General features: G+C 69.7%; 28 protein-coding genes. 16 read left to right on the top strand and 12 right to left on the bottom strand.

Going from position 1 to position 26,326, the window contains the following annotated elements; genetic code table 11:
• Nucleotides 1–17: 17 nt before the first annotated feature.
• Together OG729_RS33500 and OG729_RS33505 are read right to left on the bottom strand one after the other, a co-directional pair.
• Nucleotides 18–215, bottom strand: a complete 198-nt coding sequence (locus OG729_RS33500) for a DUF5999 family protein (RefSeq protein WP_360883233.1) — start codon at nucleotides 213–215, stop codon at nucleotides 18–20.
• Nucleotides 216–535: 320 nt separating this feature from the next.
• Nucleotides 536–1,123 carry a hypothetical protein gene (locus OG729_RS33505; RefSeq protein WP_360883236.1) on the bottom strand — a complete coding sequence of 196 codons (588 nt, stop codon included), beginning with the start codon at nucleotides 1,121–1,123 and terminating at the stop codon, nucleotides 536–538.
• 484 nt (nucleotides 1,124–1,607) lie between these two features.
• Here OG729_RS33505 and OG729_RS33510 point away from each other — a divergent pair, with 484 nt between their 5' ends.
• Complete coding sequence (locus tag OG729_RS33510) at nucleotides 1,608–3,164, top strand: glutamate-cysteine ligase family protein (RefSeq protein ID WP_405809648.1); 1,557 nt, start codon at nucleotides 1,608–1,610, stop codon at nucleotides 3,162–3,164.
• A 3-nt stretch (nucleotides 3,165–3,167) separates the two neighbouring features.
• Here the strand turns inward: OG729_RS33510 and OG729_RS33515 are convergent, their stop codons facing one another.
• A complete protein-coding gene (locus OG729_RS33515) occupies nucleotides 3,168–4,958 on the bottom strand; it encodes a substrate-binding domain-containing protein (protein WP_405809650.1) in 1,791 nt (596 codons plus the stop codon).
• Between the two features lie 183 nt (nucleotides 4,959–5,141).
• On the opposite strand from OG729_RS33515, the gene OG729_RS33520 reads away from it, so the two are divergent.
• Complete coding sequence (locus OG729_RS33520; protein ID WP_360883245.1) at nucleotides 5,142–5,921, top strand: CPBP family intramembrane glutamic endopeptidase; 780 nt, start codon at nucleotides 5,142–5,144, stop codon at nucleotides 5,919–5,921.
• Between the two features lie 73 nt (nucleotides 5,922–5,994).
• Here the strand turns inward: OG729_RS33520 and OG729_RS33525 are convergent, their stop codons facing one another.
• The gene (locus OG729_RS33525) at nucleotides 5,995–6,816 is read right to left on the bottom strand and encodes a PhzF family phenazine biosynthesis protein (RefSeq protein WP_405809651.1); all 822 of its coding nucleotides are present in this window, start codon (nucleotides 6,814–6,816) and stop codon (nucleotides 5,995–5,997) included.
• 138 nt (nucleotides 6,817–6,954) lie between these two features.
• Here OG729_RS33525 and OG729_RS33530 point away from each other — a divergent pair, with 138 nt between their 5' ends.
• The gene (locus tag OG729_RS33530) at nucleotides 6,955–7,557 is read left to right on the top strand and encodes a PadR family transcriptional regulator (protein ID WP_360883251.1); all 603 of its coding nucleotides are present in this window, start codon (nucleotides 6,955–6,957) and stop codon (nucleotides 7,555–7,557) included.
• 97 nt (nucleotides 7,558–7,654) lie between these two features.
• On the opposite strand, the gene OG729_RS33535 is transcribed toward OG729_RS33530, so the two are convergent.
• Nucleotides 7,655–8,083, bottom strand: a complete 429-nt coding sequence (locus tag OG729_RS33535; RefSeq protein WP_360883254.1) for an SRPBCC family protein — start codon at nucleotides 8,081–8,083, stop codon at nucleotides 7,655–7,657.
• Nucleotides 8,084–8,295: 212 nt separating this feature from the next.
• Between OG729_RS33535 and OG729_RS33540 the strand changes: the two genes are divergently transcribed.
• From OG729_RS33540 to OG729_RS33550, 3 genes are all read left to right on the top strand, one after another.
• Nucleotides 8,296–8,853 carry a Clp protease N-terminal domain-containing protein gene (locus tag OG729_RS33540; RefSeq protein ID WP_405811372.1) on the top strand — a complete coding sequence of 186 codons (558 nt, stop codon included), beginning with the start codon at nucleotides 8,296–8,298 and terminating at the stop codon, nucleotides 8,851–8,853.
• Between the two features lie 31 nt (nucleotides 8,854–8,884).
• Nucleotides 8,885–9,883 (top strand): EamA family transporter, encoded by a 999-nt coding sequence (locus OG729_RS33545; RefSeq protein WP_405809653.1) that lies wholly within the window; start codon nucleotides 8,885–8,887, stop codon nucleotides 9,881–9,883.
• A 162-nt stretch (nucleotides 9,884–10,045) separates the two neighbouring features.
• Nucleotides 10,046–11,005 (top strand): DMT family transporter, encoded by a 960-nt coding sequence (locus OG729_RS33550; protein WP_405809654.1) that lies wholly within the window; start codon nucleotides 10,046–10,048, stop codon nucleotides 11,003–11,005.
• Between the two features lie 79 nt (nucleotides 11,006–11,084).
• Here OG729_RS33550 and OG729_RS33555 read toward each other — a convergent pair whose 3' ends face one another.
• Entirely contained in the window at nucleotides 11,085–11,753 is a 669-nt protein-coding gene (locus tag OG729_RS33555) for a pyridoxamine 5'-phosphate oxidase family protein (RefSeq protein ID WP_405809655.1), read from the bottom strand.
• A 23-nt stretch (nucleotides 11,754–11,776) separates the two neighbouring features.
• Here OG729_RS33555 and OG729_RS33560 point away from each other — a divergent pair, with 23 nt between their 5' ends.
• Nucleotides 11,777–13,108: an aminotransferase class I/II-fold pyridoxal phosphate-dependent enzyme gene (locus OG729_RS33560; protein ID WP_405809656.1), complete on the top strand. Its 1,332-nt coding sequence runs from the start codon at nucleotides 11,777–11,779 to the stop codon at nucleotides 13,106–13,108.
• Here the strand turns inward: OG729_RS33560 and OG729_RS33565 are convergent.
• On the bottom strand, nucleotides 13,099–14,073 hold the full coding sequence (locus OG729_RS33565; protein ID WP_405809658.1) for a DMT family transporter: 975 nt from the start codon (nucleotides 14,071–14,073) through the stop codon (nucleotides 13,099–13,101). The two genes, OG729_RS33560 and OG729_RS33565, sit on opposite strands and share 10 nt — an antisense overlap.
• Nucleotides 14,074–14,147: 74 nt before the next feature.
• Between OG729_RS33565 and OG729_RS33570 the strand changes: the two genes are divergently transcribed.
• Entirely contained in the window at nucleotides 14,148–15,077 is a 930-nt protein-coding gene (locus tag OG729_RS33570; RefSeq protein WP_405809660.1) for a LysR family transcriptional regulator, read from the top strand.
• A gap of 67 nt (nucleotides 15,078–15,144) precedes the next feature.
• On the opposite strand, the gene OG729_RS33575 is transcribed toward OG729_RS33570, so the two are convergent.
• A complete protein-coding gene (locus OG729_RS33575; RefSeq protein ID WP_405809661.1) occupies nucleotides 15,145–15,612 on the bottom strand; it encodes a pyridoxamine 5'-phosphate oxidase family protein in 468 nt (155 codons plus the stop codon).
• A gap of 126 nt (nucleotides 15,613–15,738) precedes the next feature.
• Here OG729_RS33575 and OG729_RS33580 point away from each other — a divergent pair, with 126 nt between their 5' ends.
• Entirely contained in the window at nucleotides 15,739–16,389 is a 651-nt protein-coding gene (locus OG729_RS33580; protein WP_405809663.1) for an isochorismatase family protein, read from the top strand.
• Here OG729_RS33580 and OG729_RS33585 read toward each other — a convergent pair.
• Complete coding sequence (locus OG729_RS33585) at nucleotides 16,376–16,849, bottom strand: Rieske (2Fe-2S) protein (RefSeq protein WP_405809665.1); 474 nt, start codon at nucleotides 16,847–16,849, stop codon at nucleotides 16,376–16,378. The genes OG729_RS33580 and OG729_RS33585 overlap by 14 nt on opposite strands.
• An 83-nt stretch (nucleotides 16,850–16,932) precedes the next feature.
• The gene (locus OG729_RS33590) at nucleotides 16,933–19,095 is read right to left on the bottom strand and encodes a prolyl oligopeptidase family serine peptidase (protein ID WP_405809667.1); all 2,163 of its coding nucleotides are present in this window, start codon (nucleotides 19,093–19,095) and stop codon (nucleotides 16,933–16,935) included.
• An 84-nt stretch (nucleotides 19,096–19,179) separates the two neighbouring features.
• Between OG729_RS33590 and OG729_RS33595 the strand changes: the two genes are divergently transcribed.
• From OG729_RS33595 to OG729_RS33625, 7 genes are all read left to right on the top strand, one after another.
• The gene (locus tag OG729_RS33595; protein ID WP_405809668.1) at nucleotides 19,180–19,995 is read left to right on the top strand and encodes a HipA family kinase; all 816 of its coding nucleotides are present in this window, start codon (nucleotides 19,180–19,182) and stop codon (nucleotides 19,993–19,995) included.
• On the top strand, nucleotides 19,992–20,375 hold the full coding sequence (locus OG729_RS33600) for a DUF3037 domain-containing protein (RefSeq protein ID WP_405809670.1): 384 nt from the start codon (nucleotides 19,992–19,994) through the stop codon (nucleotides 20,373–20,375). The genes OG729_RS33595 and OG729_RS33600 overlap by 4 nt, the downstream gene beginning before the upstream one ends.
• Nucleotides 20,376–20,516: 141 nt before the next feature.
• Entirely contained in the window at nucleotides 20,517–21,278 is a 762-nt protein-coding gene (fabG, locus tag OG729_RS33605; protein ID WP_360883291.1) for a 3-oxoacyl-ACP reductase FabG, read from the top strand.
• A gap of 17 nt (nucleotides 21,279–21,295) precedes the next feature.
• Nucleotides 21,296–22,057, top strand: a complete 762-nt coding sequence (locus OG729_RS33610; protein ID WP_360883294.1) for an SDR family oxidoreductase — start codon at nucleotides 21,296–21,298, stop codon at nucleotides 22,055–22,057.
• A gap of 116 nt (nucleotides 22,058–22,173) precedes the next feature.
• On the top strand, nucleotides 22,174–23,754 hold the full coding sequence (locus tag OG729_RS33615) for an ABC transporter substrate-binding protein (RefSeq protein WP_360883297.1): 1,581 nt from the start codon (nucleotides 22,174–22,176) through the stop codon (nucleotides 23,752–23,754).
• Between the two features lie 87 nt (nucleotides 23,755–23,841).
• Nucleotides 23,842–24,525, top strand: a complete 684-nt coding sequence (locus OG729_RS33620) for a uracil-DNA glycosylase (RefSeq protein ID WP_404728063.1) — start codon at nucleotides 23,842–23,844, stop codon at nucleotides 24,523–24,525.
• Between the two features lie 177 nt (nucleotides 24,526–24,702).
• Complete coding sequence (locus OG729_RS33625) at nucleotides 24,703–25,173, top strand: hypothetical protein (RefSeq protein WP_360883303.1); 471 nt, start codon at nucleotides 24,703–24,705, stop codon at nucleotides 25,171–25,173.
• A 2-nt stretch (nucleotides 25,174–25,175) separates the two neighbouring features.
• Here OG729_RS33625 and OG729_RS33630 read toward each other — a convergent pair whose 3' ends face one another.
• Both OG729_RS33630 and OG729_RS33635 read right to left on the bottom strand, forming a co-directional pair.
• Nucleotides 25,176–25,577, bottom strand: a complete 402-nt coding sequence (locus OG729_RS33630; RefSeq protein ID WP_405809673.1) for a hypothetical protein — start codon at nucleotides 25,575–25,577, stop codon at nucleotides 25,176–25,178.
• Nucleotides 25,578–25,695: 118 nt separating this feature from the next.
• Complete coding sequence (locus tag OG729_RS33635; protein WP_405809675.1) at nucleotides 25,696–26,214, bottom strand: DinB family protein; 519 nt, start codon at nucleotides 26,212–26,214, stop codon at nucleotides 25,696–25,698.
• Nucleotides 26,215–26,326 lie beyond the last annotated feature (112 nt).

Raw genomic sequence — 26,326 nt, forward strand, 5'->3', positions numbered from 1 at the left:
TGTCGTACGTGACGGCGCTAGGCGGCCGTCATCACCTCGCGCGGCCGGTGCGGCGCGATGATCTGCCCGTCCGGCAGCAGCTCTCCGGTGTCCTCGAAGAGCAGGACACCGTTGCACAGCAGGCTCCAGCCCTGCTCCGGGTGGTGCGCCATGAGGCGCGCCGCTTCCCGGTCGGGTGAGTCGGATGTCGGGCAGGCAGGCTGGTGCTGGCACATGGGTGGGTTCTTTCGCTGCGATGTAGTGAGTGTCCTGCGGCTCGATGAGGTGTTCATGGCCGCCCCCCGTATCTGTTGGTCGGATCCCAGTGTTGCCCCACGGGCGTCAATCCGCAGGGATTTCGCGGCAGCTCTACTTACTGGTTTATGACGTATCACCCGCGCGGACGGTTCAGCTCAACTCCATTGTCATTCCGGGTGGTTCACAGTGACCGTTATGGGCTAGTCCACCTGGGGCAGGAGTGCGCCCCGCGACCAAAGGGTCACGGGGCGCGAGCAGCGCTCGAGGCGGGCGCGAAGAGGGTTCGAGGGGCGCTCCTTCAGGCCGGTGAGCCGAGCAGCGGGGCAGGTGTGAGTCGCAAGGTCATCACCGGCAGCAGATCGGCGACCCGGTGCGGACGGTGCGCGGCGATGCCCGGCGGCGCGGGCGCGAGCGGCACCAGTACGTCCGTCGGCCGGGGGGTGCCCGCCGAGGCGTCGGCGTCCGTGTCGCCGTGCAGCCAGAGGGTGAGCATGTAGAGCTCGGGGATGGAGAGCAGCCGTGGCTGGAAGTGGGTTCTCATCGACTCGGCCTGGCGCAGCGCCCGCTCGGTGGAGCTGAGGTAGGGGCCTTCGAAGAAGTGCGAGAAGGTCCAGCCGTCAGCAGTGAGCACGGTCTCCGCCGCGGCCACGGCGCGGTCGTTGTTGCGGATCAGGAAGCGCCAGCCCGTCAGGCGGGTGTATGGGGTACTGCTGCTCGGCACGATCTGATCCAGTACATGGACGGGAAGGGGCAGTTCGGCGCTCAGAGGTCCCTGGACGGACTTGAGTGCGGGGGTAGCGGCCTCGTGGACGGCCGTGGGAGAACCGAGTGCCGCGAGGACGCAACGCAGGGCGGGCGCGGGAGCCGGGGGGACATGCAGCGGCATGATGGGTCGCCTCTCACTTCGGAGACACGGTGATGCAAGGGGAGGTGCGGACGGCACTGTCAGCGTTTGGGGGCCAGAGGGGGCCGGAAAGGCCACCGGGCGCCAACTCTCTGCCTCGTAAGCAAAGGTTATACGACACGTGTTCTCGCGGTGTTTCTGCTAGCGCTCGTGCGTATTTCCGGCAAGGCGGTATCAGGTCCTTCTGCTGCGGCGTTTCTGCCGATTTCTTCATGGCCGCAAGGTCCCGGCCTGGGATTTTATCGGAGGCGCGGTAGGCTGAAACGTGTCGGTATTTTTCACCAGGCATCGGGCAATGGTAACTGCGTACTGCATCATGCCGAGGGAATGTGCCACTAGGCCAATGTCACCACCCTACCCGCAGCGGACCGCCCGTGGGGCGTTACAGATCAGCTCGTCTGGGCATTATCGTCCGTGACGCGAGCGGCCGATGCTGCGTGATGCCCACTCGAGGAGGGACGCTTCGATGGGGGAGAAGGTCGTGGCAGGAGGATTCAACCTGTCCGATCGGCAAAAGTACCGGAGGAAGTTGCAGCAGTGCCTCGCGGGACTGGGGAGGCTGCTGGCCGAGAAGCGGTTCGACCGGCCCCGGAATCTCATGGGACTTGAGATCGAGCTGAATCTCGCAGGCGCCGACGGACTGCCACGGATGATGAATGCAGAGGTTCTGGAGCGTATCGCGAGCCGCGATTTCCAGACCGAGCTCGGAATGTTCAACCTGGAAGTAAATATCGTTCCGCACCGGCTGAGCGGGCGCGTTCTCGACCAGCTGGCAGAGGAGCTGCGCACCGGACTCGGATATGCCCACCGGAAAGCTGCCGAGATCGGCTCGGGGATCGTGATGATCGGAATTCTTCCGACGCTCGCCCAGCATGATCTCGTCTCCGCGAACCTCTCGGACGTCGACAGGTACGTACTGCTCAACGAGCAGATTGTCGCGGCCCGTGGCGAGGAGTTCATGCTCGATATCGACGGTGTGGAGCGGCTGACCTGCACCTCGGCATCGATTGTCCCGGAGGCCGCCTGCACCTCGGTGCAGCTGCACCTCCAGGTGACCCCCGCGAGGTTCGCGGATGTGTGGAACGCCGCTCAGGCCGTGGCCGCCGTCCAGGTCGCCGTCGGCGCCAACTCGCCCTTCCTGTTCGGCAGGGAGCTCTGGCGCGAGTCCAGGCCACCGCTGTTCCAGCAGGCCACCGACACCCGGCCGCCCGAGCTCCAGGCACAGGGCGTGCGCCCGCGTACCTGGTTCGGCGAGCGGTGGGTGAACTCCGCGTACGACCTGTTCGAGGAGAATCTGCGCTACTTCCCCGCCCTGCTGCCGATCTGCGACGAGGAGGAGGACCCGCTGCGGGTGCTCGACGACGGCGGCGTCCCGGGGCTCCAGGAGCTCGTTCTGCACAACGGCACCGTGTACCGCTGGAACCGGCCGGTGTACGGAGTCGTCGACGGCGTGCCCCATCTGCGGGTGGAGAACCGCGTGCTGCCCGCCGGGCCCACGGTCACCGATGTGGTCGCCAACGCCGCCTTCTACTACGGCCTGGTGCGCGCTCTCGCCGAAGATGCCAGGCCGGTGTGGAGCAGGCTGCCCTTCGCGGCCGCGGCCGACAACTTCGACACCGCGTGCCGTCACGGCATCGATGCCGAGCTCCAGTGGCCGCGCCCGGGGCGGGCCGGCGGCATCTCGCGGGTGCCCGCCGTCAAGCTCGTACGGGACGAACTGCTGCCGCTGGCCGCGGCGGGGCTCGACGCATGGCACGTCGAGCCGGCGGACCGGGATTTCTACCTCGGCGTCATCGAGGAGCGGTGCAAACGGCGGGTGAACGGGGCCTCGTGGCAGGCCGACACTTTCCACCGGGCGCAGGAGGCCGGTCTGGAACGGGAGGCCGCCCTGGCAGCCACCACCCGGCGCTACAGCGAGCTGATGCACCAGGGGGAGCCGGTGCACACCTGGCCGGTCGGCTTCCCGGGTGCGGCCCCGGGCTCGGGCGCTGTCCCCGATCGCAATTCTGAGTGTCAGTTCTAAGTGTCAGTTCTGAGAGGAGGGCTCTCCTGTCTGCCCGACCGCCATGATCGCCTTCAGGATCACGGCCTGGATGTCTGCGGGGTCGCTGACCTGGTAGCCCGCGCCGCCCGTCGCCCTGGCGATCTGGTCGACCTCTTCCCGGTCGGCGTCGGGCCCGACCGCGATGGCGATCAGCGGCACCGGGCGCTCCGTGTCGGAGAGCGCCTTGAGCTGGGAGATCAGCGCACTGCGCGAGATGCTGAACTGGTCCTGGTTGGAGCCGTCGGTGAGGATGACCAGGGCGTTGAACTTGCCCTTCACAAAGGTCTCCCGTGCTTCCTTGTAGGCCGCCAGCGTCGTGTCGTACAGACCGGTCGCACCGTTCGGCACGGCAGCGAGCGCCTTGAAGGCCTTGGCGAGCCGTGCCCGCTGGGTGCCGCCGTCCTGCACCGGGGCGCCGAGCCGGGCCGTCGCCACCAGCTTGCGGTAGTCGTGCGCACCGTCGAGGCCGGTGGCGAACTCCCACAGTCCGATCTCGTCCTCCGGCGTGAACTGGTCGAGCGCCTGGAGCAGCGAGGCCTTGGTGACATCGATCCGGCTCTCGGGTTCGCGGCCCGGCACCGGCGACTGCATCGAGCCCGAGACATCGACGACCGTGGTCAGCCGGGCGCTCTGCACGGTGATGGTCCACATACCGAGCGTCTCCTGGAGGGCATCCGACGACGGGTCACCGGCGCCCACCTGATTGGCGTACGGCTGCGGGTCGCGGCCGCCCGCCGTGTGTACGAGACTCTCCGCGGCCTTCTCGCCGGCCAGGCGGAAGCCGTGCGACGCAAGGGTCTGCTGGGACTCCGGCTCGCCCAGCAGCACCAGGAAGCGCGTGGCGGCCCGCCCCTCGTCGGTGCTCAGCTCGCTCTCGTCGACCAGGTTGTACGGATAGTCCAGCTGCGGTGTGCCGTCCTCGGGATAGAAGAGCTCGAGGTGGCGCGCGCCGTCGGCGTCGGAGTTGTACGCGAAGGCGGCCTGCTCGGAGAGGAACGCGGCTTGGTTGCGCCGTGAATCGCCGTTCGAGGGGTCTTCCGGCGCGAGGGTGCGTACGACCTGCGAGTCCGCCGCGGAGACCCGCCGCGAGAGCAGCTTGGCGGTGGCCGCGACCTTGGTGTCGGCGTCCGGGCCCTCCTTCGCCACGGACTGGGAGATGCTCGCGAGCGCCAGCAGCCCGGTCGCGCTGCGCGCGGGGTCGGCGGAGCCGAGGCGCACCGTGCCCTGCGCGCCGCCGGCCGCCGCCAACTGTGCCCAGGTGTATGTCTTCTCCGGCCAGCCGAGCGTCGTACCCGCCGAGTGCACTGAGGCCAGGACGACGGGGGAGAGCGCGACATTGCCGGCCGGCGTCAGGGGCACTCCGTCCCCGAGGGCCTTGACCTGTTCGGCCCAGACGCCGGAGTCGGGCAGCCACAGCTCGTAGTCGGGCTTGACCCGGCCTTCTGCGAGCTCCTGCGCGACCTGGTGGTTCTCACGGGCGGTGACCCGGATGTCCATGCACTGCCCGTCGGAGGTGATCTGCTCCTTGCGGGCCCGGTCGGCTATCTCGCGCACGGAGGGGGCGATGTCGGGGGAGGCGACGAGGTCAAGGTGTACGGCCGAGCCCTCGCAGGTCTTCGCGAAGGACAGGAGGCCGCTCTGCGCCGCGACGCCCGTCCCCGCAGCCACGGCGAGTACGAGCATTGTGGCCACGGCGACCGTGCGGCGGCGCACCCTAGGACCGGACCTGCTGCCGTCCGGTGCCTCGTCGTCGGGCAAGCTGTGACGTCCCATGCGGTGGTGCCCCTCCTTGAACGATGAACAAGGAAAAAGGGGACCGCGTCATCACGATGACGCTGGTCCCCCGGCCTGTCGCGCGCGATCTTCGCACCTGTATTCGAGACCCTAGCGGGGCGAGGATGGGGATGAGGCGGGATTACTCAACTGGAGGCAGGTGTGCAGGCGGAGGCGGGACGCGTGGCCGATTCTCTTCCCCAAGAGGGCATGTCACGGAGGATCTTGCGATCCGAGACACTGCTCGTACTCGCGCTCTCGCTGGGTGCGAGCGCAGTGTCGGCGCTGATCAGCTTTGTCGGGTCGCTGACGAAACCGGGTGGGCTCAAGCAACAGGCGGCGACGCTGAACGGGTCGTACGCCCCCGGGCGGCCCTGGCTCGATCTCGCCTGGCAGCTGTTCGACATCGCGACGGCCCTGGTGCCTGTCCTGCTCGTCGCGCATCTGCTGCTGCGAGAGGGTGTGGGGCTGCGGTCGATCGGTTTCGACCGGAGCCGGCCATGGAGTGATCTGGGGCGCGGTGCGCTTGTCGCGGCAGGCATCGGCGGCGCCGGGCTCGCGTTCTACCTGGTGGCGCGTGCTTCCGGGTTCAACCTCACGGTGGTGCCGGAGGCACTGCCCGAGGTCTGGTGGAAGTACCCCGTACTGATCCTCTCGGCGCTCCAGAACTCCGTGGTGGAGGAAGTGATCGTCGTCGGCTATCTGCTTCGCAGGCTGGGGCAGTTGGGCTGGACGCCGATGGCGGCGCTGGTGGCGAGCTCGGTGCTGCGCGGTTCGTACCACCTCTACCAGGGCATCGGCGGATTCATCGGCAACATGGTGATGGGCGCGGTCTTTGTGCTGCTCTACCGGCGGTGGGGGCGGGTGGGGCCGCTGGTGGCGGCGCATGCGCTGCTCGACATCGTGGCTTTCGTCGGCTACGCGCTGCTGGCCGGGAAGGTGGGGTGGCTGCCCACGCCATGAGCAAGGCGTGCTGCAGGGGGGGCTTACAGAAGGGGCGTACGGCGGCTGCCGTACGCCCCTTGGTGGGTGCGGATCAGGGTGCGCTCAGCAGCTCGCCGTCGATGACGGTGACGGCGTGACCGGTCAGCAGGGTGCGCTCGCCCTGCAGGGAGGTGCGGACCAGGCCGGAGCGGGCGGAGGCCTGCAGTCCGGTCAGTTGGGCGCGGCCGAGGCGGGCCGACCAGAACGGCGCGAGAGCCGTGTGAGCGCTGCCGGTGACCGGGTCCTCGTCGATGCCGACCCGAGGGAAGAAGCAGCGGGAGACGAAGTCGTAGCCGCCGTCCGGATTGTCGGCGGCGGCCGTGGCGATGATGCCGCGCTCGGAGTGCTGCACGAGAGCCCGGATGTCCGGAGCCAGTTCCCGTACGGCCTTCTCGTCGGCGAGCTCGACCAGAAGATCGCCGATGTGCGGTCCGGTGTCGTGGGCCGAGAGCACGTCGGCGCCCAGCGCCTCGCCGACGCCGTCCGGGATCTCGACCTTCGTCAGCGGCGAGGTCGGGAAGTCGAGGGTGATCGTGCCGTCCTCGTGGGCGGTGGCGGTCAGGATGCCGCAGCGTGCGGTGAAGCGCACCGCGCCGCTCGCGGTGCCGGTGGTGTGCAGGACATGGGCGGTGGCCAGCGTGGCGTGGCCGCACATGTCGACCTCGGTGGCGGGGGTGAACCAGCGCAGCGCCCAGTCCGCCGCGCCGCCGGCGGGGAGCGGGTGCGCGAAGGCCGTCTCCGCGTGGTTCACCTCCGTCGCCACGTGCTGGAGCCAGGAGTCGTCCGGGAAGTGGTCGGAGTCCAGCAGCAGGACTCCGGCGGGGTTGCCGCTGAAGGGACGGTCGGTGAAGGCGTCGACGATTCGAATCCGCATGGAGCGACCGTAGGGGTGTCGCAAAGCCGCAGGCCAAGGCCAATTCGGGGTCGCTGGACCGATTGAGTGTTGTCAGGCGACAGGTTCCGATATATCGTTGACGCATCGCGACAGATCAACGATGGAAGGAGCGTAGCGATGCGTTCACATGGACAGGGGCATGAGCACGGTCATGGGCACTGCGGACCCGGCCATCAGGGTCGGGGCGACTTCGAGGGGCGCCGGGGGGCATTCGGTCCCTTCGGGCCGCCGTTCGGCGGGCCTTTCGGTGGCGGACGCGGTCGTGGCGGCGGTCGGGGAAGGGCGCGGCGCGGTGATGTGCGCGCCTCGATCCTGGCGCTGCTGAAGGACCGTCCCATGCACGGTTACGAGATGATCCAGGAGATCGGCGAGCGCAGCGGCGGGGCCTGGCGGCCCAGCCCGGGCTCGGTCTACCCGACGCTCCAGCTGCTCGAGGACGAAGGTCTGATAACCAGCGCGAGCGAGGGCGGCAAGAAGCTGTTCACGCTCACCGACTCGGGGCGCACCGAGGCCGAATCGGGGCCCGAGGCCCCGTGGGAAGAGGCCGGGCGCGGAGTCGACTGGGACACGGTCAATGAGATCCGGCAGGCCGGCTTCGGTCTGATGGAAGCCTTCGGCCAGGTCTGGAAGACCGGCAGCGCCGAGCAGCGGCAGAAGGCCGTCGCCGTGATCAACGAAGCCCGTAAGAAGCTCTATCTGATCCTCGCCGACGAACACTGAGCGGACGAACACTGAGCCGACGAACGCTGTCGACACTGAGTCGTGCGCGAGAAGGGTCCCGTGCAGGTGCGCGGGGCCCTTCCTCGTATCTCCGGTGTCAGGCGACGAGGCCGCCCAGCTTGCGCAGCGACTCATTGAGCGCGGCAGTCGCCGAGTCCTTGAGCTTTCCGGCCATCAGTGACACCGCGGCGCCGGTGAACTCCCCGTCGATGCGCACCTTCGTGCCGTCCCCGTCCGGGGTGAGGGTGTAGCGGTTGCCGACGCTGACGCCCATCGGCCCCTTGCCCTTGATCCCCAGCACCCGGCCCGACTCGAACTCGTCCACGGTCCAGGCCACTTCGGCGGGGAAGCCCATGAGCTTCATGTTCTCCTCATAGGTGGCCCCCAGCTCCAGCGTCGCCGGTCCGCCCTTGGGGAAACTGGTGTGGGTGGCGTTCCACTGGCCGTAGCTGGTGAAGTCCGTCAGCTGGGCCCAGACCTTCTCGGCCGGCGCCTCGATACGGGCCTCGGCACTGACTTCGGCCATACGACCACCCCTTCATGTCGGGTCTCGGTGTCGCGGAACGTAGCCGTGCCTGCGCGAACATTCAATACTGATGAACAGTCAGGTCTACTCGGAGAGTCCCGATCTCATCCGTAAGGAGGAGAAACCGGTCGCGCGTGCGCAACCTCCGTGGGAGGTGCAAATGGGCCCCGGCGGGGACGCCCGGGCCTGCGGAAGCTGATGTGGTGGAAGACGTGCAGAGCCCTACCCCGCGGGTGCCTGGGCAGCCCGTAACCCGTACGGAGATCGACGCCAGACTCACCGTGGAGCTGGGGTCGGTGGTCTCGGCTGCGCGCAGAAGGGCGCTGCGCGACGGTGACCGCCAGATCGACACCGCACATCTGCTGCACTCGCTGATCGAGACGGACTCCGAGGTGCGGACCGCGCTCGGCGACGTGGCGCAGGTGGCGCGGGTGCTCGGCTATCTCGTACAGCGCAGCATCGGATACGGGCTGCGCTGGCAGGGCTCGGTGGAGGACTCCGGCGCGGTTCCTCTCGTACGTGGCGCCGTCGTACGTGGCAGCCATGCGGATATGTCGGGGTGGTCGCCGTCGGCGGTCATCGCGTTGCAGGGGGCCATCGGGCGCGCCGGGCTGCGCGGCGACCACCGAGCCGGTGGCGTCGATCTGCTCGCCTGTATCGCCGCGGACCGCGCATGCCGGGCCGTGGAGGTCCTCGGGCGGGCGGGAGTTGACGCGGAACTGCTGACCGAGCGGCTGGCCGCGTCGTCTCGACATGTGTCACAGGGGTGACGGTCCTGACTGGCGCTGACATGATGTGCCGATGCACGCGTCTCAGGGAAGGAGCGCCGGCCTGGGACTCGCCCTGGGCTCGGCCTTCGCATTCGGTGGGTCAGGGGTGGCGGCCAAGCCGCTGATCGAAGCGGGTCTCGACCCCTTGCATGTGGTCTGGCTGCGCGTGGCGGGCTCCGCGCTCGTCATGCTGCCCGTGGCCTGGCGCCACCGTGACCTGGTTCTCCGCAGGCCCGCGCTGCTCGCCGGCTTCGGACTGCTCGCCGTCGCGGGTGTACAGGCCTGCTACTTCGCGGCGATCTCCCGGATACCCGTCGGCGTCGCGCTGCTCATCGAATATCTCGCCCCCGCGCTGGTGCTCGGCTGGGTCCGCTTTGTCCAGCGCAGGCCGGTCACCCGTGCCGCGGCCCTCGGAGTGGTACTCGCGGTCGCCGGTCTCGCATGCGTCGTCGAGGTGTGGTCGGGGCTCGGCTTCGACGCCTTCGGCGTGCTGCTCGCGCTCGCCGCGGCCTGCTGCCAGGTGGGCTACTTCGTGCTGTCCGACCACGGCGGTGACGGCGACGACGCGGCGGATCCGCTGGGCGTGATCGCGTACGGACTGCTCATCGGCGCGGTGGTGCTGACGCTGGTGGCGCGACCGTGGGGCATGGACTTCTCGCTGCTCGCCGGGAGCGCGGACATGGGCGGCACCCAGGTGCCGGCGGCGCTGCTGCTCGGCTGGATCGTGCTGATCGCCACGGTGCTCGCGTATGTCACCGGAGTCGTCTCGGTGCGCAGGCTCTCGCCGCAGGTGGCAGGTGTGGTCGCGTGCCTGGAGGCGGTGATCGCGACGGTGCTGGCGTGGGTGCTGCTGCGGGAGCATCTGTCGGCGCCGCAGATTCTGGGCGGTGCGGTGGTGCTGGTGGGGGCGTTCATCGCGCAGTCACAGGCGCCGAAGGCGGCGTCGGGGCCGGTGGCGGGGGGCGGGCCCGGTGCGTATGAGGGTGCGCCCCCCGAGGAAGAGTTGTCGGCGCCGCAAGTCGCCCCTTAGGGTGGCGATCATGCATTTGACCGTACTTCCGCCGCCTGCCGCTTAGCGCGGGCTGCCCTTCTCTGACGAAGACCGGGCTCGGGGTGTTCCCGAGCGGTTCGTCGCTGCCCGCGTGACGGAGCCGAGCGATCATCCATCCCGTTCTTCACACGGAGAAGTCACGTGTCGAATCTTTCCTGCGCTCCTGCCGTCGGTGTGTCCGTCGGGCGGAGCCTCATCTATCTGATCTTCGCCGGAGTCGCGTGGGGGACCGCGGGCGCGGCTGCCTCCCTGGTCTTCGAAGCGAGCGATCTCGGCCCTCTCGCGCTGTCCTTCTGGCGCTGCGCCGGGGGACTTGTCCTGCTGCTGGGTGCGCTGGCGGTGCGGGCGCGGCGTACGGGGCCCGCCGGTGGGGCCGTGTCCCTCGGGGCCTTGTCCGCCGAGCCGCGGCGGCGTCGGCTGCTGCGGATTGTTGCTACGGGCGTCGGGCTCACCCTCTTCCAGAGCGCGTACTTCGGTGCCGTCCAGGCGACCGGGCTCGCGGTGGGCACGGTCGTCACGCTGGGCGCTGGGCCGGTCCTCATTGCGGTGGGCGCGCGGCTGACGATGGGCGAGCGGCTCGGGCGGGGCGGCGTGGTCGCCGTCACCGGGGCGCTGGCCGGTCTCTTCGTCCTCGTACTGGGCGGTGAGGGCGGGACGGTACGGCCGCTCGGCGTCGCGCTCGCCCTGCTCTCGGCGGCCGGGTATGCGGCGATCACGCTGCTGACACGGTGGCTGGGGCGGGACGGCGGTGGCGATTCGCTCGCCACGACGGCGTGGGCGTTCGCGATCGGCGCGGTGGGACTGCTGCCGATGGCCCTCGGCGAAGGGCTGCTGCCGCACACGGCGGAACTGGGGCGTGTGGTCTGGCTGCTGGCGTATGTGGCGGCGGTGCCGACGGCGTTGGCGTACGCGCTGTACTTCGCGGGTGCGGCGGTGGTGCGGGCCGCGACGGTCTCGGTGATCATGCTGCTCGAGCCGGTGAGCGCGGCGGTGATCGCGGTGACGGCGCTGGGTGAGCGGGTGACCGGGGCGACGGTCGGGGGGACCTTGCTGCTGCTGGGGGCGGTCGGGGGGTTGGCGGTGGCGGAGACGCGAAGGTAGCGAGGTGTGCGGGACAAGGTCGCCTGTGGCGGGCTTGTCCCGCACTCTCTGCCGCTTCCTGATCCGCCCGTTGATCGCCTCAGCCGGCCCGCAGGTAGTCCGGGACCGCAATCGACGCGTCCAGGTCAGGCGCAGGGATCGGGGTTCCCTGGTGGGTCGTCAGCGGGACCACTCCCGTCCAGTACGGGAGCGCCGTGTCCTCGGGGTCGTCGTTCGGCCCGCCCGTGCGGAGCTTGGCCGAGACCTCCGTGAGGTTCAGGCGCAGGACCGCCGTCGCCGCGAGCTCCTTTGCGTTGGCGGGGCGGGAGTCGCGGGAGCGGCCCGGGACCACGTGGTCCACCAGGGCGTCGAGAGCCGTGCGCTTTTCGGTCGGGTCGGTGACCTGGTGAGCCGTGCCGTGGACCACGACCGAGCGGTAGTTGAGCGAGTGGTGGAAGGCCGAGCGTGCCAGGACCAGGCCGTCGACGTGGGTGACCGTCAGACAGACCGCGAGGCCCGGGTCCGGTTCGGCCGCCATGCGCAGGGGGCGGGAGCCCGTCGAGCCGTGGACGTACAGGTGGTCGTCGACGCGGGCGAAGAGCGTCGGCAGGACGACCGGCGCGCCGTCGCGGACGAAGCCGAGGTGGCAGACGTACGCCTCGTCCAGTATGGAGTGGACCAGCTCGCGGTCGTACGCGGCGCGTTCCTTCGCACGCGTGGGGACGGTGCGTTCGGTCGGCTCGTAAGCGTCCGGCATTGCGTACTCCATTGCACTAGTGCATAATCTTGTTTGTGCTAGGAGAGTATCGGATCGTTGGGCGTCGTGCATCGGAGATTTCCGCCAGCGTCGAGCGCGCGGTCGGCGCCGGTGAGCTGGAACCGGGTCAACTGCTGCCCCCCATGCGGGAGTTGGCGACAGAGCTGGGGGTCAACCCGAACACCGTCGCGTCCGCCTACCGGACGCTGCGCGAGCGTGGAGTGATCGAGACCGCCGGACGAAAAGGCAGCCGGGTGCGCCCGCGGCCGGCCAGTACCGCGCGCGGGACCATCCGGGTCGACGCCCCGCCCGGCGTACGGGACCTGGGTGAGGGGAATCCCGACCCCGCGCTGCTGCCACCGCTGCACGACGCGCTCGCCGCCGCGGCCCGGCGCAATGCGCAGGAACCCGGTCTGTACGGACAGGTTCCCGTCGACGCGGACTTCGCCCGGCTCGCCCGCGCCTCAATGGACGCCGACGGCGTGCCCGACGGGCCGGTCGCCGTCACCTCCGGATCGCTGGACGCGATCGAGCGCGTGCTCGCCGCGCACCTCAAGCCCGGTGACATGGTCGCCGTCGAGGACCCCGGCTGGGGCAGTCTGCTGGACCTGGTGCCGGCGCTGGGGCTGAAGCCCGTTCCCGTGGCGCTCGACGACGACGGGCCGCTGGCGAGCGAGGTGGAAAGGGCGCTCGCGGCCGGCGCCCGCGCGCTCATCGTCACCGACCGGGCGCAGAACCCCACCGGCGCCGCGGTGAGCCAGGCACGCGCGCGTGAACTGCGGGCCGTGCTCGCCCGATTCCCTCGGACCTTGCTCATCGAGGACGACCACGGACACGCCATCGTCGACCTGCCGCTGCACCCCCTCGCCGGGGTCACGGACAGCTGGGCGCTCGTACGCTCCACCGCCAAGGCGTACGGCCCCGATCTGCGTGTCGCCGTACTGACCGGCGACGCCGTCACAGTCGATCGCGTCATGGGACGGCAGCGGCTCGGTCCCGGCTGGGTCAGCAGGCTGCTGCAGCGCGCGGTCGTCCAGCTGTGGACCTCGGGTGCGGTGGATCCGCCGGCGGTCGCGCGCTCGTACGGAGAACGGCGCGACGCGCTCGTACGGGCACTGGCCGAGCGCGGCATCGAGGCGCACGGCCGCAGCGGCATGAACGTCTGGGTGCCCGTACCCGACGAGACCGGCGCCGTGGCGCGGCTGCTGCACGCGGGGTTTGCCGTCGCGCCCGGGGCGCGGTTCCGGATGTCCGCGCCCCCGGGCGTCCGGCTCACCGTCTCGGGCCTGTCGATGGACGACATCGGGCCGGTCGCCGACGCGGTGGCGGCCGCGGCCGGCCCGGGGCCCGCGCGCAGCTACGGCTGAGCGGCTGCAGCGGCAGTGACGGTGGGCGCCTTCGGTCTGCTCTGGGTCAGGGCCGCGCCCGCCAGGACGATCAGCGCGCCCACCGGGGTGTTCCAGCCGAGCTGCTCGCCCAGGACCGCGACACCCGCCGCCGTGGCGATGACCGGAATGAAGTACGTGACCATCTGCGCGGTCGTCGGGCCGACCTCGGCGACCAGGCCGTACTGCATGAGGAGCGCGAAGCCCGTACCCAGCGTGCCGAGCGCGAGAACCGCCAGCAGCGGAAGCAGCGGGAACGAGGTCGGCAGGGTGGTGAACAACGGTGTTACCACGGCAAGTTGGACCGTGGCGAGCAGCAGCTGCGCCCCCGTCAGTGAGAGATGGGAGTGGCTGCTGCCGGCCAGGGTGCGACGGACGTAGATCCAGCCGACCGGATAGCTCAGCGAGGCGAGCAGCGCCATCGCAGTGCCGCCGAAGTCGAGTCCGGAGAAGCCCTGCCAGGCGCCGAGCACGGTCAGCACGCCGAGAAAGCCGATGCCGAGTCCGGCGACCCGGCGGCGGGTGGGCCGGTCTTCGGAGAGCGCGACCAGGGACAGGACCATGCCCCACAGCGGCGAGGTGGCGTTGCAGATGCCGGCGAGCGTGGACGGGATCGTCAGCTCGGAGTAGGCGAACAGCGAGAACGGCAGTGCGTTGAGCAGAAACGCGGCCACGGCGAGATGCATCCAGGTGCGGATCCCGCGCGGCAGCCGGTCGCGTCGCACCACCATCGCGACGGCGAGCACCGCCGTCCCGAAGAAGAGCCGGCCGAAGGTGACCTGAAAGGGGGCGAAGCCGCCGGTGCCGACCTTGATGAGCAGAAAGCTGAAGCCCCACACGGTGGAGAGCAGCGCGAAACGGATGCGCCAGTCGAGGCGACGGCGTACGGAGTCGGTGGGCGCGGGGGAGGGGGAGGTGGCGGCCCGGGAGGGGGCGACGGTGCTCATGCCGTCTACCCTGGCCGCTCCAATCTCGTAGGACAAGCGAGAATTATTTGCTCCATTCGCTTAGTATCGCTTACATGTTGAATCTGGAGCGCCTGCGGACACTGGACGCGCTGGCCCGCCACGGCTCGGTCAGCGGGGCGGCCGACGGACTGCATGTGACGACCTCGGCCGTCTCCCAGCAGATGGCCAAGCTGGAGCGGGAGGTGGGCCAGCAGCTGCTGGCGAAGAACGGACGCGGGGTGCGGCTCACCGACGCCGGTCAGCTGCTCGCCGACCATGCCGCGCGCATCCTGTCCCAGGTCGAGCTCGCCCAGTCGGACATCGAGGCACAACGTGGGCAGGTCGTCGGCGAGGTCAGGATCGGAGCCTTCCCGACGGCCGCCCGCGGACTGCTGCCCGCGGCACTGACGTCCTTGCGCAGCGACCACCCCGAACTGCGCGTCCGTTCACGTGAGTTGGAACCCGAGCAGGCGATCAGGGAAGTGATCAGGGGCGACCTCGACCTGGCGGTCGTACTCGACTGGAGCAACAAGAAGCTGCCGGTGCCCGGCGGGCTCGCGCAGGCCCATCTCCTCGACGACATCCCCGACGTCGCCATGCCGGCGGATCATCCGCTGGCGGGCCGGGCGGAGGTGGATCTGGAGGAGTTCGCCGACGACGACTGGGTGTCCTGGCCGGAAGGTGAATTCTGTTACGAGTGGCTCATGTTCACGCTGCGCTCGAAGGGCTTCGAGCCGCGGATCGCGCACATGGCGGAGGAGCACCACACACAGCTGGCGCTCATCGAGGCGGGGCTCGGCGTGTGTGTCACACCCAGGCTGGGACGGGGCTGGGTGCCCGACGGGGTGCGGCTCGTACCCGTACGGCAGCTGATGCGCAGGCACATCTACGCGGTATGGCGGACGGACGCCGACCGCCGCCCGTCGATCAGGGCGTCGGTCGCGGCGCTGCGCCGGGCGGCGGGGCGGGAGGGGTCGTCCCCGCCTGCCGGTCAGACCGCCTGACGCCGTATGGCCCTCACAGGTCGGGCCGGGATCGCGGCCGGATTCGGACGTCCGTGGCGGCAGCACGTCACAGTGACGCGAGTTTTCTGAAGTCCCACGACGCAATCGCGTCCGGCGTCAGCCGTAGCCACGCATGTCTGCCGTCGTGGGGCATCTCGTCCAGGCCGAAGTTCTTCCGTGCGAACAGGGCCTCCGGCACGTCCAGTTCCGGGCACGGCTCCCCCGTGCGCGGTGACTCGCCCACGAACACCGCCGTGCCGGAGAGCTCGACGCCGCGCAGGTCCCCGTACTCCTCCCCGGCGTCGATCACCACCGCGAGCCGTGGATCCTGCCGCAGCTGAGCCCAGCGGCGGCTGCGCGTGATCGAGTACAGCCACAGTGACGTGCCGTCCCACGCGAACCACAGCGCGCTGACATGCGGGCGGCCGTCCGGGGAGACGGTGGCCACGCGGCAGGTGCGCTGCTGGGTCAGGAATTCGTCCAGCTCGGCGGGCGTCATCATGATGCGACGGCCCCGGCGCTGTGTGACGGTCATACGCGGCCCCCCTCGGTGAAGCTGACTGTGTGTCAGAAATCATGGAGGCTCTTCCGTCATCGCGCAATGGCGGTTACCGTCACGCGCCCGGCGCTTCGCCCGTGCTTCCTGACGAGAGGGGACGTCGTGCCGTCCTTCGAACAGCTCGCGACGCAGCTCGACCCGGTCACCACGGTGCTGCTCACCGTCGAGTGCCAGCAAGGCGTTGTCGGCAAGGACAGCGCGCTGCCCGAACTCGCCGCGCAGGCACGGTCATCCGGCGCACTCCACAAGGTCGCCCGGCTGGTCGCGGCCGCCCATGAGGCGGATGTGCAGGTCATGCACGCGGTGGCCGAGCGGCGTCCCGACGGACGCGGCGCCAACCACAATGCCCGCCTCTTCACGGCGGCTGCCCGGCTGCCCGTCCAGCAGCTCTCCGGCACGACGGCCGTACGGATCGCGCCACCGATCGAGGTCGCGGACGAGGACATCGTCGTACGGCGGCTGCACGGTCTGTCGCCCATCTCCGGCACGGACGTCGACGCGCTGCTGCGCAACCTCGGCTGCCGAACCCTTGTCATCACCGGGGTCTCGGCGAACGTTGCCATCCCCAACGCCGTCTTCGACGCGGTCAACCTCGGCTATACGGCGGTGGTTCCGCATGACGCCATCGCGGGGGTGCCCGCCGACTACACCCCCGCGATGGTCCGCAACACGCTCGCCCTGGTGGCCACGATCGCCACCACCGACGATGTGCTGGCCGCCTGGAAACGGCCCCGCCGTACTACGCGAGCATGATCGAGCCGCCGTCGACAGTGATCGAGGCGGGCGGCAGCGGAGAGGTCGCGGGCCCCTTCTTGACGCTGCCGTCCTCCACACTGAACTCGCTGTTGTGACACGGGCAGTTGATGACGCCGTCCGAGATGCCCTTCACCGCGCAGCCCTGGTGCGTGCACTTGGACGAGAACGCCTTGAACTCGCCCGCCTTCGGCTGTGTGACCACCACATCGCCGATGACCTTGCCGCCGCCCTCGGGGATGTCCGCGGTCTTGGCGAGCTCCTTGCCCGCGGCGCCGCTGTCTGTTCCGCCGTCCGTTCCGCCGGCCGACTTGTCGGCCGGTTTGTCGGCCACCGACTGCCCGCCGTCGTCCGAGCTGCCGCATGCGGTCAGGGCCACGGCAGCCAGACTGGCTCCGCCCACCGTGGCGACGACGGTGCGGCGCGTGACGGTGCGCGACGGTCCCTGCGATCCGGTCATGCTGGCTCCCTTGCTCTCACGGTCCCTGGCCGGCCCTCCAGCGGCCGGTTCCTGATGTTGTACGGGATGGCGGAGCGAAGAGTTCACGTCCTCAGGGAATTCTCAAGAAAGCGGATCTCGTGGAGCAGGAGATTGCTTGCCTGGTCCTGCTGGGTGACCAGATGCGTGGCTCCGGAGAGCGGCAGCACACTGTGCGGACGGCCCGCGGCCAGCAGCGCGGCGGAGAAACGCAGCATATGGGCGAGGACCACATTGTCGTCGGCGACGCCGTGCACCAGCAGCAGCGGACGGGAGAGCTTGTGTGCGTGCGGGACGAGCGAGCTGCGTTCGTAGTTCTCCGGCAGTACGTCCGGGTGGCCGAGGAATCGCTCCTCCCAGTGGGTGTCGTACAGTCGCCGGTCGGTTGGCGCGGCGCCCGCGATCGCCGCGTGGAAGACCTCCGGGTGGTGCAGCACCGCGCCCGCCGCGAGATAGCCCCCGTACGACCAGCCGCGGATCGCCACCGCGTCCAGATCGAGATCCGGATGGCGCTCGGCCGCCGCGTGCAGCGCGTCGATCTGGTCCTGGAGTACCGGCGTCAGCCGGTCGCCGTGGATCGCCTTCGCCCAGGACCGGCCCCGGCCGGGGGTACCGCGGCCGTCCGTCACGAGTACGGCGAACCCCTGCTCGGCGAACCATTGCGAGACGGCCGTCCACCAGCCGCGCGCCCGCACCACAAGTTGGGTGGCAGGTCCTGAATACGGACTGAGGAGCACCGGCAGCCTGTCGGAGCCGGGCTCGTACCACGACGGGAGGAAGAGCTGGCTGCGCAGCTCGCGCCTGCCCAGGGACAGGAAGAGGGGCCGGGAAGTGACCAGCGGCTCCTCGGCGAGCACGGAGATCTGCCCGGCCGGCTTGCCATCGTCCAGCACGGTCACGGTCCGGCCTTCGTCCGTCGAGCTGTCCAAGACCATGGTGTCGCCGCCCACGGCCGCGGTGTGGACGCCGGGACCGTCGCTGATGCGGACGAAGCCGGTGGCGGGGTCGTGGGACCAGACATGGATCTCGGTCGGCTCCTCGCTCGCCGTGAAGAAGACCCTTTCGCCCACGGCGCCGAGCACCTCGCGCACTTCGAGTCCGGCCGGTGTGAAGCGGTTCCCGATGCGCAGACCCTGCGTGTCCTTGCGGCACCAGGGGATGACGGGCGCGCCAGACGGGAGACGCAGCGGGGTGCCCGGCAGCAGGGCCACCCACGCCTGGTCGCGGGCGTGCCGCTGCAGCTGAGTCGCTCCGGTCGTGGGGTCCACGGCCAGGACGTACTCGGAGCGCTGGTCGCGGGTCTGCACCGAGATCAGCGGGCCGTGGCTGTCCCAGGACGCCGCCGTGACGTACTCGAAGGCGGGATCGGTCCACTCGGCGACGCGGCGCTCGCTCGCCACGGCCACGTGGTGCTCGCTCGCCACCGCGGGGATCTCGACCGCCACACGGCTTGAGCCTCCGGCCGGTGGGACGCCCGTCCCGCTTCGCGCGCCGTCGATCCGCACGATGTGCATGGACACGTCCGCGTTCGCCGTCCCCGCCGCCGGATACGGCATGGACCTCGGCGGCTTCGTCGGATTCGCCGGGTCGGCGAGGTACCAGCGCTGCACCGGCGAGTTGTCCACCCGCGCGACCAGCAGCGCGTCCCCGTCCGGCGACCACCAATGGCCGCGCGCCCGCCCGATCGACTCCGCGGACACATGGTCGGAGAGACCGTAGGTCACCTCGGGCCCCTCCGGCGCGGCCAGCAGCCGGTCGTCCGTGCCGTCGGTCCGTACGACACGGAGTGCGCCCCCGGTGACGTACGCGATCGAGGCGCCGTCCGGCGACGGACGCGGGTCGACGACCGGGCCCGCGGTCGCGATCGTGCGCGGGGCGCCGCCGTCCGTCCGCACGGTCCAGAGCTCGCCGCCCAGCGCGAAGGCCACCACCAGCGCCTGGCCGTCGGTCGCGTACGACACCACTCCCGAGGACGTCTGCCGGGCGCGCTCCCGGCGGATCCGCTCCGCCGCGGGCACGTCCCCTTCGCCGCCCAGCGACGCCGGATCGGCGAGCATCCGCTCCGCGCCCTGTGCGTACAGCCACAGCCGGCTCACCGCGTCCGTGCCGCTCGTGGTCCGTACGAACAGCACACGCGCGCCGTCCGGCGAGACCGTCAAGTGCTGGGGGACGCCGAGCGAGAAGCGCCTGGTGCGGGCTAACTGACGAGGAAATCCCTGGGCATCCATAGGGGATCCTTGTCATGCCCGGGCAGGCCCTGACAAGCGAAAATCCGAGCGATCACGAGACGTGCCCCGAAGTACTGTGGGGAAATGCTCTCCGAAGTCACAGCGACCCGCTACGTCACGCCCTTGCGTGAAGGCGGCTCGCTCCCGGGCATCGTCGAGGCCGACGATCTCGGTACGTACGTCATGAAGTTCACCGGTGCGGGACAGGGCCGCAAGACCCTGGTCGCCGAGGTCATCTGCGGACAGCTCGCGCGGCGGCTCGGGCTGCGGGTGCCCGAGCTGGTCACCATCCAGCTCGACCCGGTCATCGGTCTCGCCGAGCCCGACCAGGAGGTGCAGGAGCTGCTGAAGGCGAGCGGCGGGCTGAACCTCGGGATGGACTTCCTGCCCGGTTCGATCGGCTTCGACCCGCTCGCCTACGAGGTGGACTCGGCCGAGGCGGGAAAGGTCGTCTGGTTCGACGCGCTGATCAACAACGTCGACCGCTCCTGGCGCAACCCCAACATGCTGGTGTGGCACGGCGACCTGTGGCTCATCGACCACGGGGCCACGATGATCTGGCACCACAACTGGCCGGGGGCCATGGCCTCCGCCGCCAAGCCGTACGACGCCTCGGACCACGCGCTGGCTCCCTTCGAGCCGGACATCGCGGCCGCGGCCGCCGAGCTCGCGCCGCTGGTCACCGAGGAACTGCTGACCAAGATCGCCGCCGACGTCCCCGACGAGTGGCTGGTCGACGAGCCGGGCTTCGCGAACACCGACGCCCTGCGCCGCGCCTATGTCGAGGCCCTGCTGCCGCGTGCGGCCGACATCCACACGCGCATCACGCTGGGCGCGCCCACCAAGGACAGGCCCTCGCGGGCCCCCGGCTGGCTGTCCGGGAGGGGCGGCGCCAAGTGAGCAAGCGCGATGTCTTCGAGTACGCGCTGCTGCGCGTGGTGCCGCGCGTCGAGCGTGGCGAGTACTTCAACGCCGGCGTGGTGGTCTACTGCCGCGCCAAGTCCTTTGTCGCCGCCCGTACGCATCTGGACGAGACGAAGCTCAAGGCGCTGGACCCACGCGCCGATGTGACAGGTGTACGGGCCGCGCTGCGGGCCGTCGAGGGTGTCTGCCGCGGCGGCGAGGACGCGGGCCAGGCGGCCCGCGACGACGCGGGCCGCCGCTTCCGCTGGCTGATCGCGCCGCGCTCGACCGTCGTGCAGCCGGGTCCGGTGCACACCGGTCTCACGGCCGATCCGGAGGCCGAGGTGGAGCGGCTGCTCGCGTTGCTGGTGAAGTAAGTGACCGGGGGCACCCGGTGGGCCGTTGACACCGGGTGCCAGGGCTTCTAGCGTCTCGTCTGCTGAAGGTACTAAGCGGTCGCTCACCCCCGGACGTGGGACGTACGGGGTGAGCCGCATCCAAGGGCGAGGAGAACCAGCATGTCCACCACCGAGCAGCGTGTCGCTGTCGTGACCGGGGCGGCGCGCGGCATTGGCGCCGCCACCGCTGTGCGGCTGGCGGCCGAGGGCCGCGCCGTAGCCGTACTCGACCTCGACGAGGCGGCCTGCAAGGACACCGTCGAGAAGATCACCGCAGCCGGCGGCAAGGCCATCGCGGTCGGCTGCGACGTGTCCGACAGCGCCCAGGTGGAGGCCGCGGTTGCGCGCGTCGCCGCCGAGCTCGGCGCTCCGACGATCCTCGTCAACAACGCGGGCGTGCTGCGCGACAACCTGCTCTTCAAGATGAGCGAGTCCGACTGGGACACCGTGATGAACGTGCACCTCAAGGGCGCGTTCCTGATGGCCAAGGCCTGTCAGAAGCACATGGTGGACGCCGGATTCGGCCGTATCGTCTCGCTCTCCTCCAGCTCCGCCCTCGGCAACCGTGGCCAGGCCAACTACTCCGCCGTCAAGGCCGGTCTGCAGGGCTTCACCAAGACCCTCGCCAAGGAGCTCGGCAAGTTCGGCATCACCGCCAACGCCGTTGCCCCCGGTTTCATCGTCACCGAGATGACCGGCCAGACCGCCGCCCGTGTCGGTATGGGCTTCGAGGAGTTCCAGGCAGCGGCCGCCACCCAGATCCCGGTCCAGCGCGTCGGGTACCCCGAGGACATCGCCAACGCCATCGCCTTCTTCACGGGCGATGCGGCCGGCTTTGTCTCCGGCCAGGTCATGTACGTGGCCGGCGGACCGCTCAACTGAATCGGGAGACGAGGGACATGACTGCAGAAGTACAGGACAGCGGGAAGGTCGCGCTGGTCACCGGCGCGAGCCGGGGCATCGGCTACGGCATCGCGGAGGCGCTCGTCGCCCGCGGCGACCGGGTGTGCATCACCGGCCGCGGTGAGGACGCACTCAAGGAGGCCGTCGAGACGCTCGGCGCGGACCGGGTGATCGGTGTCGCGGGCAAGGCCCACGACGAGGCCCACCAGGCGGCGGCCGTGGCGCGCACCATGGAGGCGTTCGGCCGGGTCGACTTCCTGATCAACAACGCCGGCACCAACCCGGTCTTCGGCCCGATGGCCGAGCTCGACCTGAACGTGGCGCGCAAGGTCTACGAGACCAATGTGATCTCGGCGCTCGGCTTCGCCCAGCAGACCTGGAAGGCCTGGCAGAAGGAGAACGGCGGCGCGATCGTGAACATCGCCTCCGTCGCCGGTATCGCCCCCTCGCCCTTCATCGGCGCCTACGGCATGAGCAAGGCGGCCATGGTCAATCTGACCCTGCAGCTGGCGCACGAGTTCGCGCCGGTCGTCCGGGTCAACGCGATCGCCCCCGCGGTGATCAAGACCAAATTCGCCCAGGCGCTGTACGAGGGCCGGGAGGCCGAGGCGGCTTCGGCCTATCCGCTGGGCAGGCTCGGCGTACCCGAGGACATCGGTGGAGCAGCCGCTTTCCTCACCTCCGACCAGTCGGACTGGATCACGGGGCAGACGCTGGTCGTTGATGGGGGTATCTTCCTCAATGCCGGAGTGCATTGAGCACCCTGGGGCGTTTTGTTCCTAAATGTGTCAAGTGCCCTGCCGGGCCTCCATATTGACCCGGCAGGGCGCTGCGGTATGGTCGGCCGACCCATGGCTGAACGAGGAGCGTGCACGTGTTCTACCGGACCAGTCTGCAGGCCGCTGCAGCCCTAGCGTCCATATCTCTGCTGGCCGGATGTGGCGTGTTCTCGGACGAGGACACCCAGGGTGAGCAGAAGATTTCGGTCGGTACGATGAGCGAACCCACGACTCTCGATCCGGCCGCTGCCTGGGACGGCTCGTGGGAATTGATGCGAAATGTTTTCCAGACGCTGCTGAGCTTCCCGTCCGGCAGCACCGCGCCGCAGCCCGACGCCGCGAAGTCCTGCCGGTTCACGGACGCCAGCAACAAGCTCTTCGAATGCGAACTGAAGCCGGGGCTGAGCTTCTCCAACGGCGACAAGCTCGATGCCGCGGCGGTCAAGCACTCCATCGAGCGGATACAGACGATCGATGTGAAGGGTGGCCCCAACGGTCTGCTCGGCTCTCTCGACAAGGTCACGACGACCGGCGACCGCATTGTGAAGTTCAGCCTCAAGGCGCCGGACGCCACGTTCCCGTTCATCCTGGCCACGCCCGCCATGTCCCTCGTCCCGCCCAAGGAGTACCCGTCGGACAAGCTCCGCGAGGACGGCAAGCTGACCGGTTCGGGCCCCTATGTCCTGGATTCGTACGACAAGGGCAAGCAGGCTGTGCTCGTTGAGAACTCCAAGTACCAGGGGTTCGCGAAGCGCAAGAACAAGGCCGTCACCATCCGTTACTTCGGGGACTCCGACACGATGGTCGAAGCCCTGAAGAAGAAGCAGATCGACGCGATCTACCGTGGTCTGACCGCGCAGGAGGTCGTCAACTTCCAGTCGAAGAAGCCGGAGTACGACGGTCTCCAGCTCGTCGAGACGGTCGGCGCCGACATCCGCTACCTCGTCTTCAACACCAAGGACCCCATGGCGGGCAAGCTTGCCGTGCGGCGCGCGATCGCCCAGGTCGTCGACCGCGGCGCGCTGGTCGGCAAGGTCTACCAGGGTACGGCCGAGCCGCTGTACTCCATGGTCCCCAAGGGCATTTCCGGCCACACGACCGAGTTCTTCGACCGGTACGGCGAGCCGAACGTGACCAAGGCGCGCAAGATCCTCAGGGAAGCGGGCATCAGCAAGCCGGTGGCGCTGACGTTCTGGTACTCCTCCGACCGTTACGGCTCCGCCGCCACGCCCGAGTTCGCCGAGATCAAGCGTCAGCTGGACGCCTCCGGGCTGTTCAAGATCACGGTGCAGGGCCGGCCCGAGAAGGACTTCCAGAAGGGCTACAAGGCCGGCGAGTACCCCGTCTTCGGGCGTGGCTGGTTCCCCGACTTCCCGGACCCGGACAACTTCGTGGCGCCGTTCGTCGGCCAGAAGAACGTGCTCAACATTCCGTACGACAGCCCCGAGATCACCGACCAGCTGCTGCCCGCGTCCCGGCGCGAGAGCGACCGCGGAGCGGTCACCAAGCAGTTCGAGAGGGCGCAGGAGATCCTCGTCGACGATGTACGGCTGCTGCCGCTGTGGCAGGGCAAGCTGTACGTCGCCTCCAGCGAGGAGATCGGCGGCGGCGAACTCGCCCTCGACCCGCAGACCGTCATGCAGATGTGGGAGCTCTACCGGAAGGCCAGCTGGTAGCGGGAAGGGCCAGCTGGTAGTCCGATTGTCAGTGCCCGCCGGTAGGTTCTCTTCTCGAGAACTGGTCCCATTCCGGAGGTTGTTGACGTGACCGACACCGACATGCTGCCCGAGTCCTGGCGCGGCGTCCTCGGCGAAGAGCTGCAGAAGCCCTACTTCAAGGAGCTCACCGAGTTCGTCGAGGAGGAGCGGGCCAAGGGGCCGGTCTACCCGCCGCGCGAGGAGGTCTTCGCCGCGCTCGACGCCACGCCGTACGAGCAGGTGAAGGTCCTCATCCTCGGCCAGGACCCGTACCACGGAGAGGGGCAGGGGCACGGCCTCTGCTTCTCCGTGCGGCCGGGCGTCAAGACCCCGCCGTCCCTGCGGAACATCTACAAGGAGATGCAGGCAGAGCTCGGCCACCCGATCCCGGACAACGGCTATCTGATGCCGTGGGCGAAGCAGGGTGTGCTGCTGCTCAACGCGGTGCTGACGGTGCGGGCGGGCGAGGCCAACTCCCACAAGGGCAAGGGGTGGGAGAAGGTGACGGACGCGGTGATCAGCGCCGTGGCATCGCGGCCCGACCCGGCGGTGTTCGTCCTGTGGGGCAACTACGCGCAGAAGAAACTGCCCCTGATCGACGAGACGCGGCATGTGGTCGTGAAGGGCGCGCACCCCTCGCCGCTCTCGGCGAAGAAGTTCTTCGGCTCGCACCCCTTCACGCAGATCAACGAGGCGGTCGCGGCCCAGGGGCACGAGCCCATCGACTGGCGCATCCCCGACCTGGGCTGAGGACCCCGGCCGAGTCCCCGGTCGAGCGTTCGCGCACCTGGCTGACAGGCTCGGGCCGCTGCCCGAGCCTGTGCGGCATTGTCGGAGTCGGCGGATAGCGTCGTGTTCCGTGGCGTCGACATCAGCGGCTGACGCCGCGGACCGCTGTGCGCCGCTCGGACGTGGGAGACCGCAGTAATGGAGCAGCAGGAGGCGTCGGAGGACGCCGTGACGACCCGGATCGGGCAGGCGGTCATGCTGCTGCACGGCGGTGACCGCGAGGAGGCCCGCAATCGCTTCGGCGCTCTCTGGTCGGAGATCGGCGAGGCGGGCGATCCGCTCCACCGCTGCACACTCGCGCACTACCTGGCCGACACCCAGGACGATCCCGGCGATGAGCTCGCCTGGGATCTGCGGGCGCTCGCCGCGGCGGACGGGCTGAGCCAGGAGCGGCTGGCCCAGCACCGGGCGGCACTCGCCGTGCGGGCTTTCTATCCCTCGCTCCATCTCAATCTCGCCGCCGACTATGTGAAGCTGCAGCGCCCCCGGGCCGCGCGGATCCACCTCGACCGGGCGCGCGCGGCGGCGGATGCCCTGGGGGACGACGGATACGCAGACGGCATCCGCGCCGCGATCGACCGGCTGGAGTGGACCCTGCGGGGCGAGTGAACTCACCCCCGGTTCCTGGCATAGACCTGCGGGCAGATCCGGGCCTCGGGACTGTCGGGACGCCAGTGGCCGTAGCTCTCGCCCAGCGCGCAGATGTCCGGCCCGACGACCGGTGCCGGTGGCACGGGGGGCGTTGGCGGCACGGGTGGCGGGGCAGGCCGCTCGGCGGCTCTCGGCTTCGCCGGCCGGGGCCCTGGCCGCTCGCGCGTCAGAGGCTCGGCGGCGGGCTGCGGCGGGGGAGCGATGGTCGCGTCCACGGCGGGAGGTTCCAGGACCTCGTGTGCCGGGCCCTGCACGATCTGCGGCTCCACGACCTCGGCAGGGCGGCCGCTGGGAGGCGGCGCCGGGGGAGCGGGCCGTGCCTGCACGGTCACACACCCGGCCGCGGCTGCCCAGGCGGCCATCCCTACCAGGACCTTCGTAGTGGTTCTTGTTCGGTGCACCCGCGCAACTCTGGTGTGCGTGGGGCGCGTTGGCAGTCATACGGGCACACAATGGCCCGCACGGGTGACGCCGTGACCGTCAGAGGCCCTTCGCCCCGTCGATCCGCTCGCGGACGAGGTCGGCATGGCCGTTGTGGCGTGCGTACTCCTCGATCATGTGCGTCAGGATCCAGCGCAGATTGAAGGTCTTCCCGGCGCGGTGCTTGCCCACCCCGATGTCGTCGAGTCCGTGGGCCGCGGCCAGCTCACGCGCCCGGGTGATCTCCGCCTGCCAGGCGGCATGCGCCTCGGCATAGGTGTCCTGCTCGCCGATGTGCCAGTCCCCGTCCCTGTCCTCGTTGGAGTAGAGCCACTCGACGTCCTCCCCGGCGAGGATCTTGCGGAACCAGTGCCGCTCGACCTCCGCCATGTGCCGTACGAGGCCGAGCAGCGATATCTCGGAAGGCGGCGCGGACAGTTCGCGAAGCTGCTCGTCGCTCAGCTCCGCGCACTTCAACTCGAGGGTCTCGCGGTGGTACTCCAGCCAGCCCTCCAGCATCTCGCGCTCGCCCGCGGTGGTGGAGGGTTCGGTGCGTTCGGATGTGGTCATGGCGGCCATCCTGGAACACGGGGGCGGAGCGCCGCCAGGGCTTATTCGGCGAGCATTCCGCGCAGCAGCCTGCCGCCCCGGCGCACGTATGCTGACCAGGCACAGCACGGGCGAGTGACAC

The sequence above is a fragment of the Streptomyces sp. NBC_00210 genome, from assembly GCF_045160975.1.
Lineage (GTDB): Bacteria > Actinomycetota > Actinomycetes > Streptomycetales > Streptomycetaceae > Streptomyces.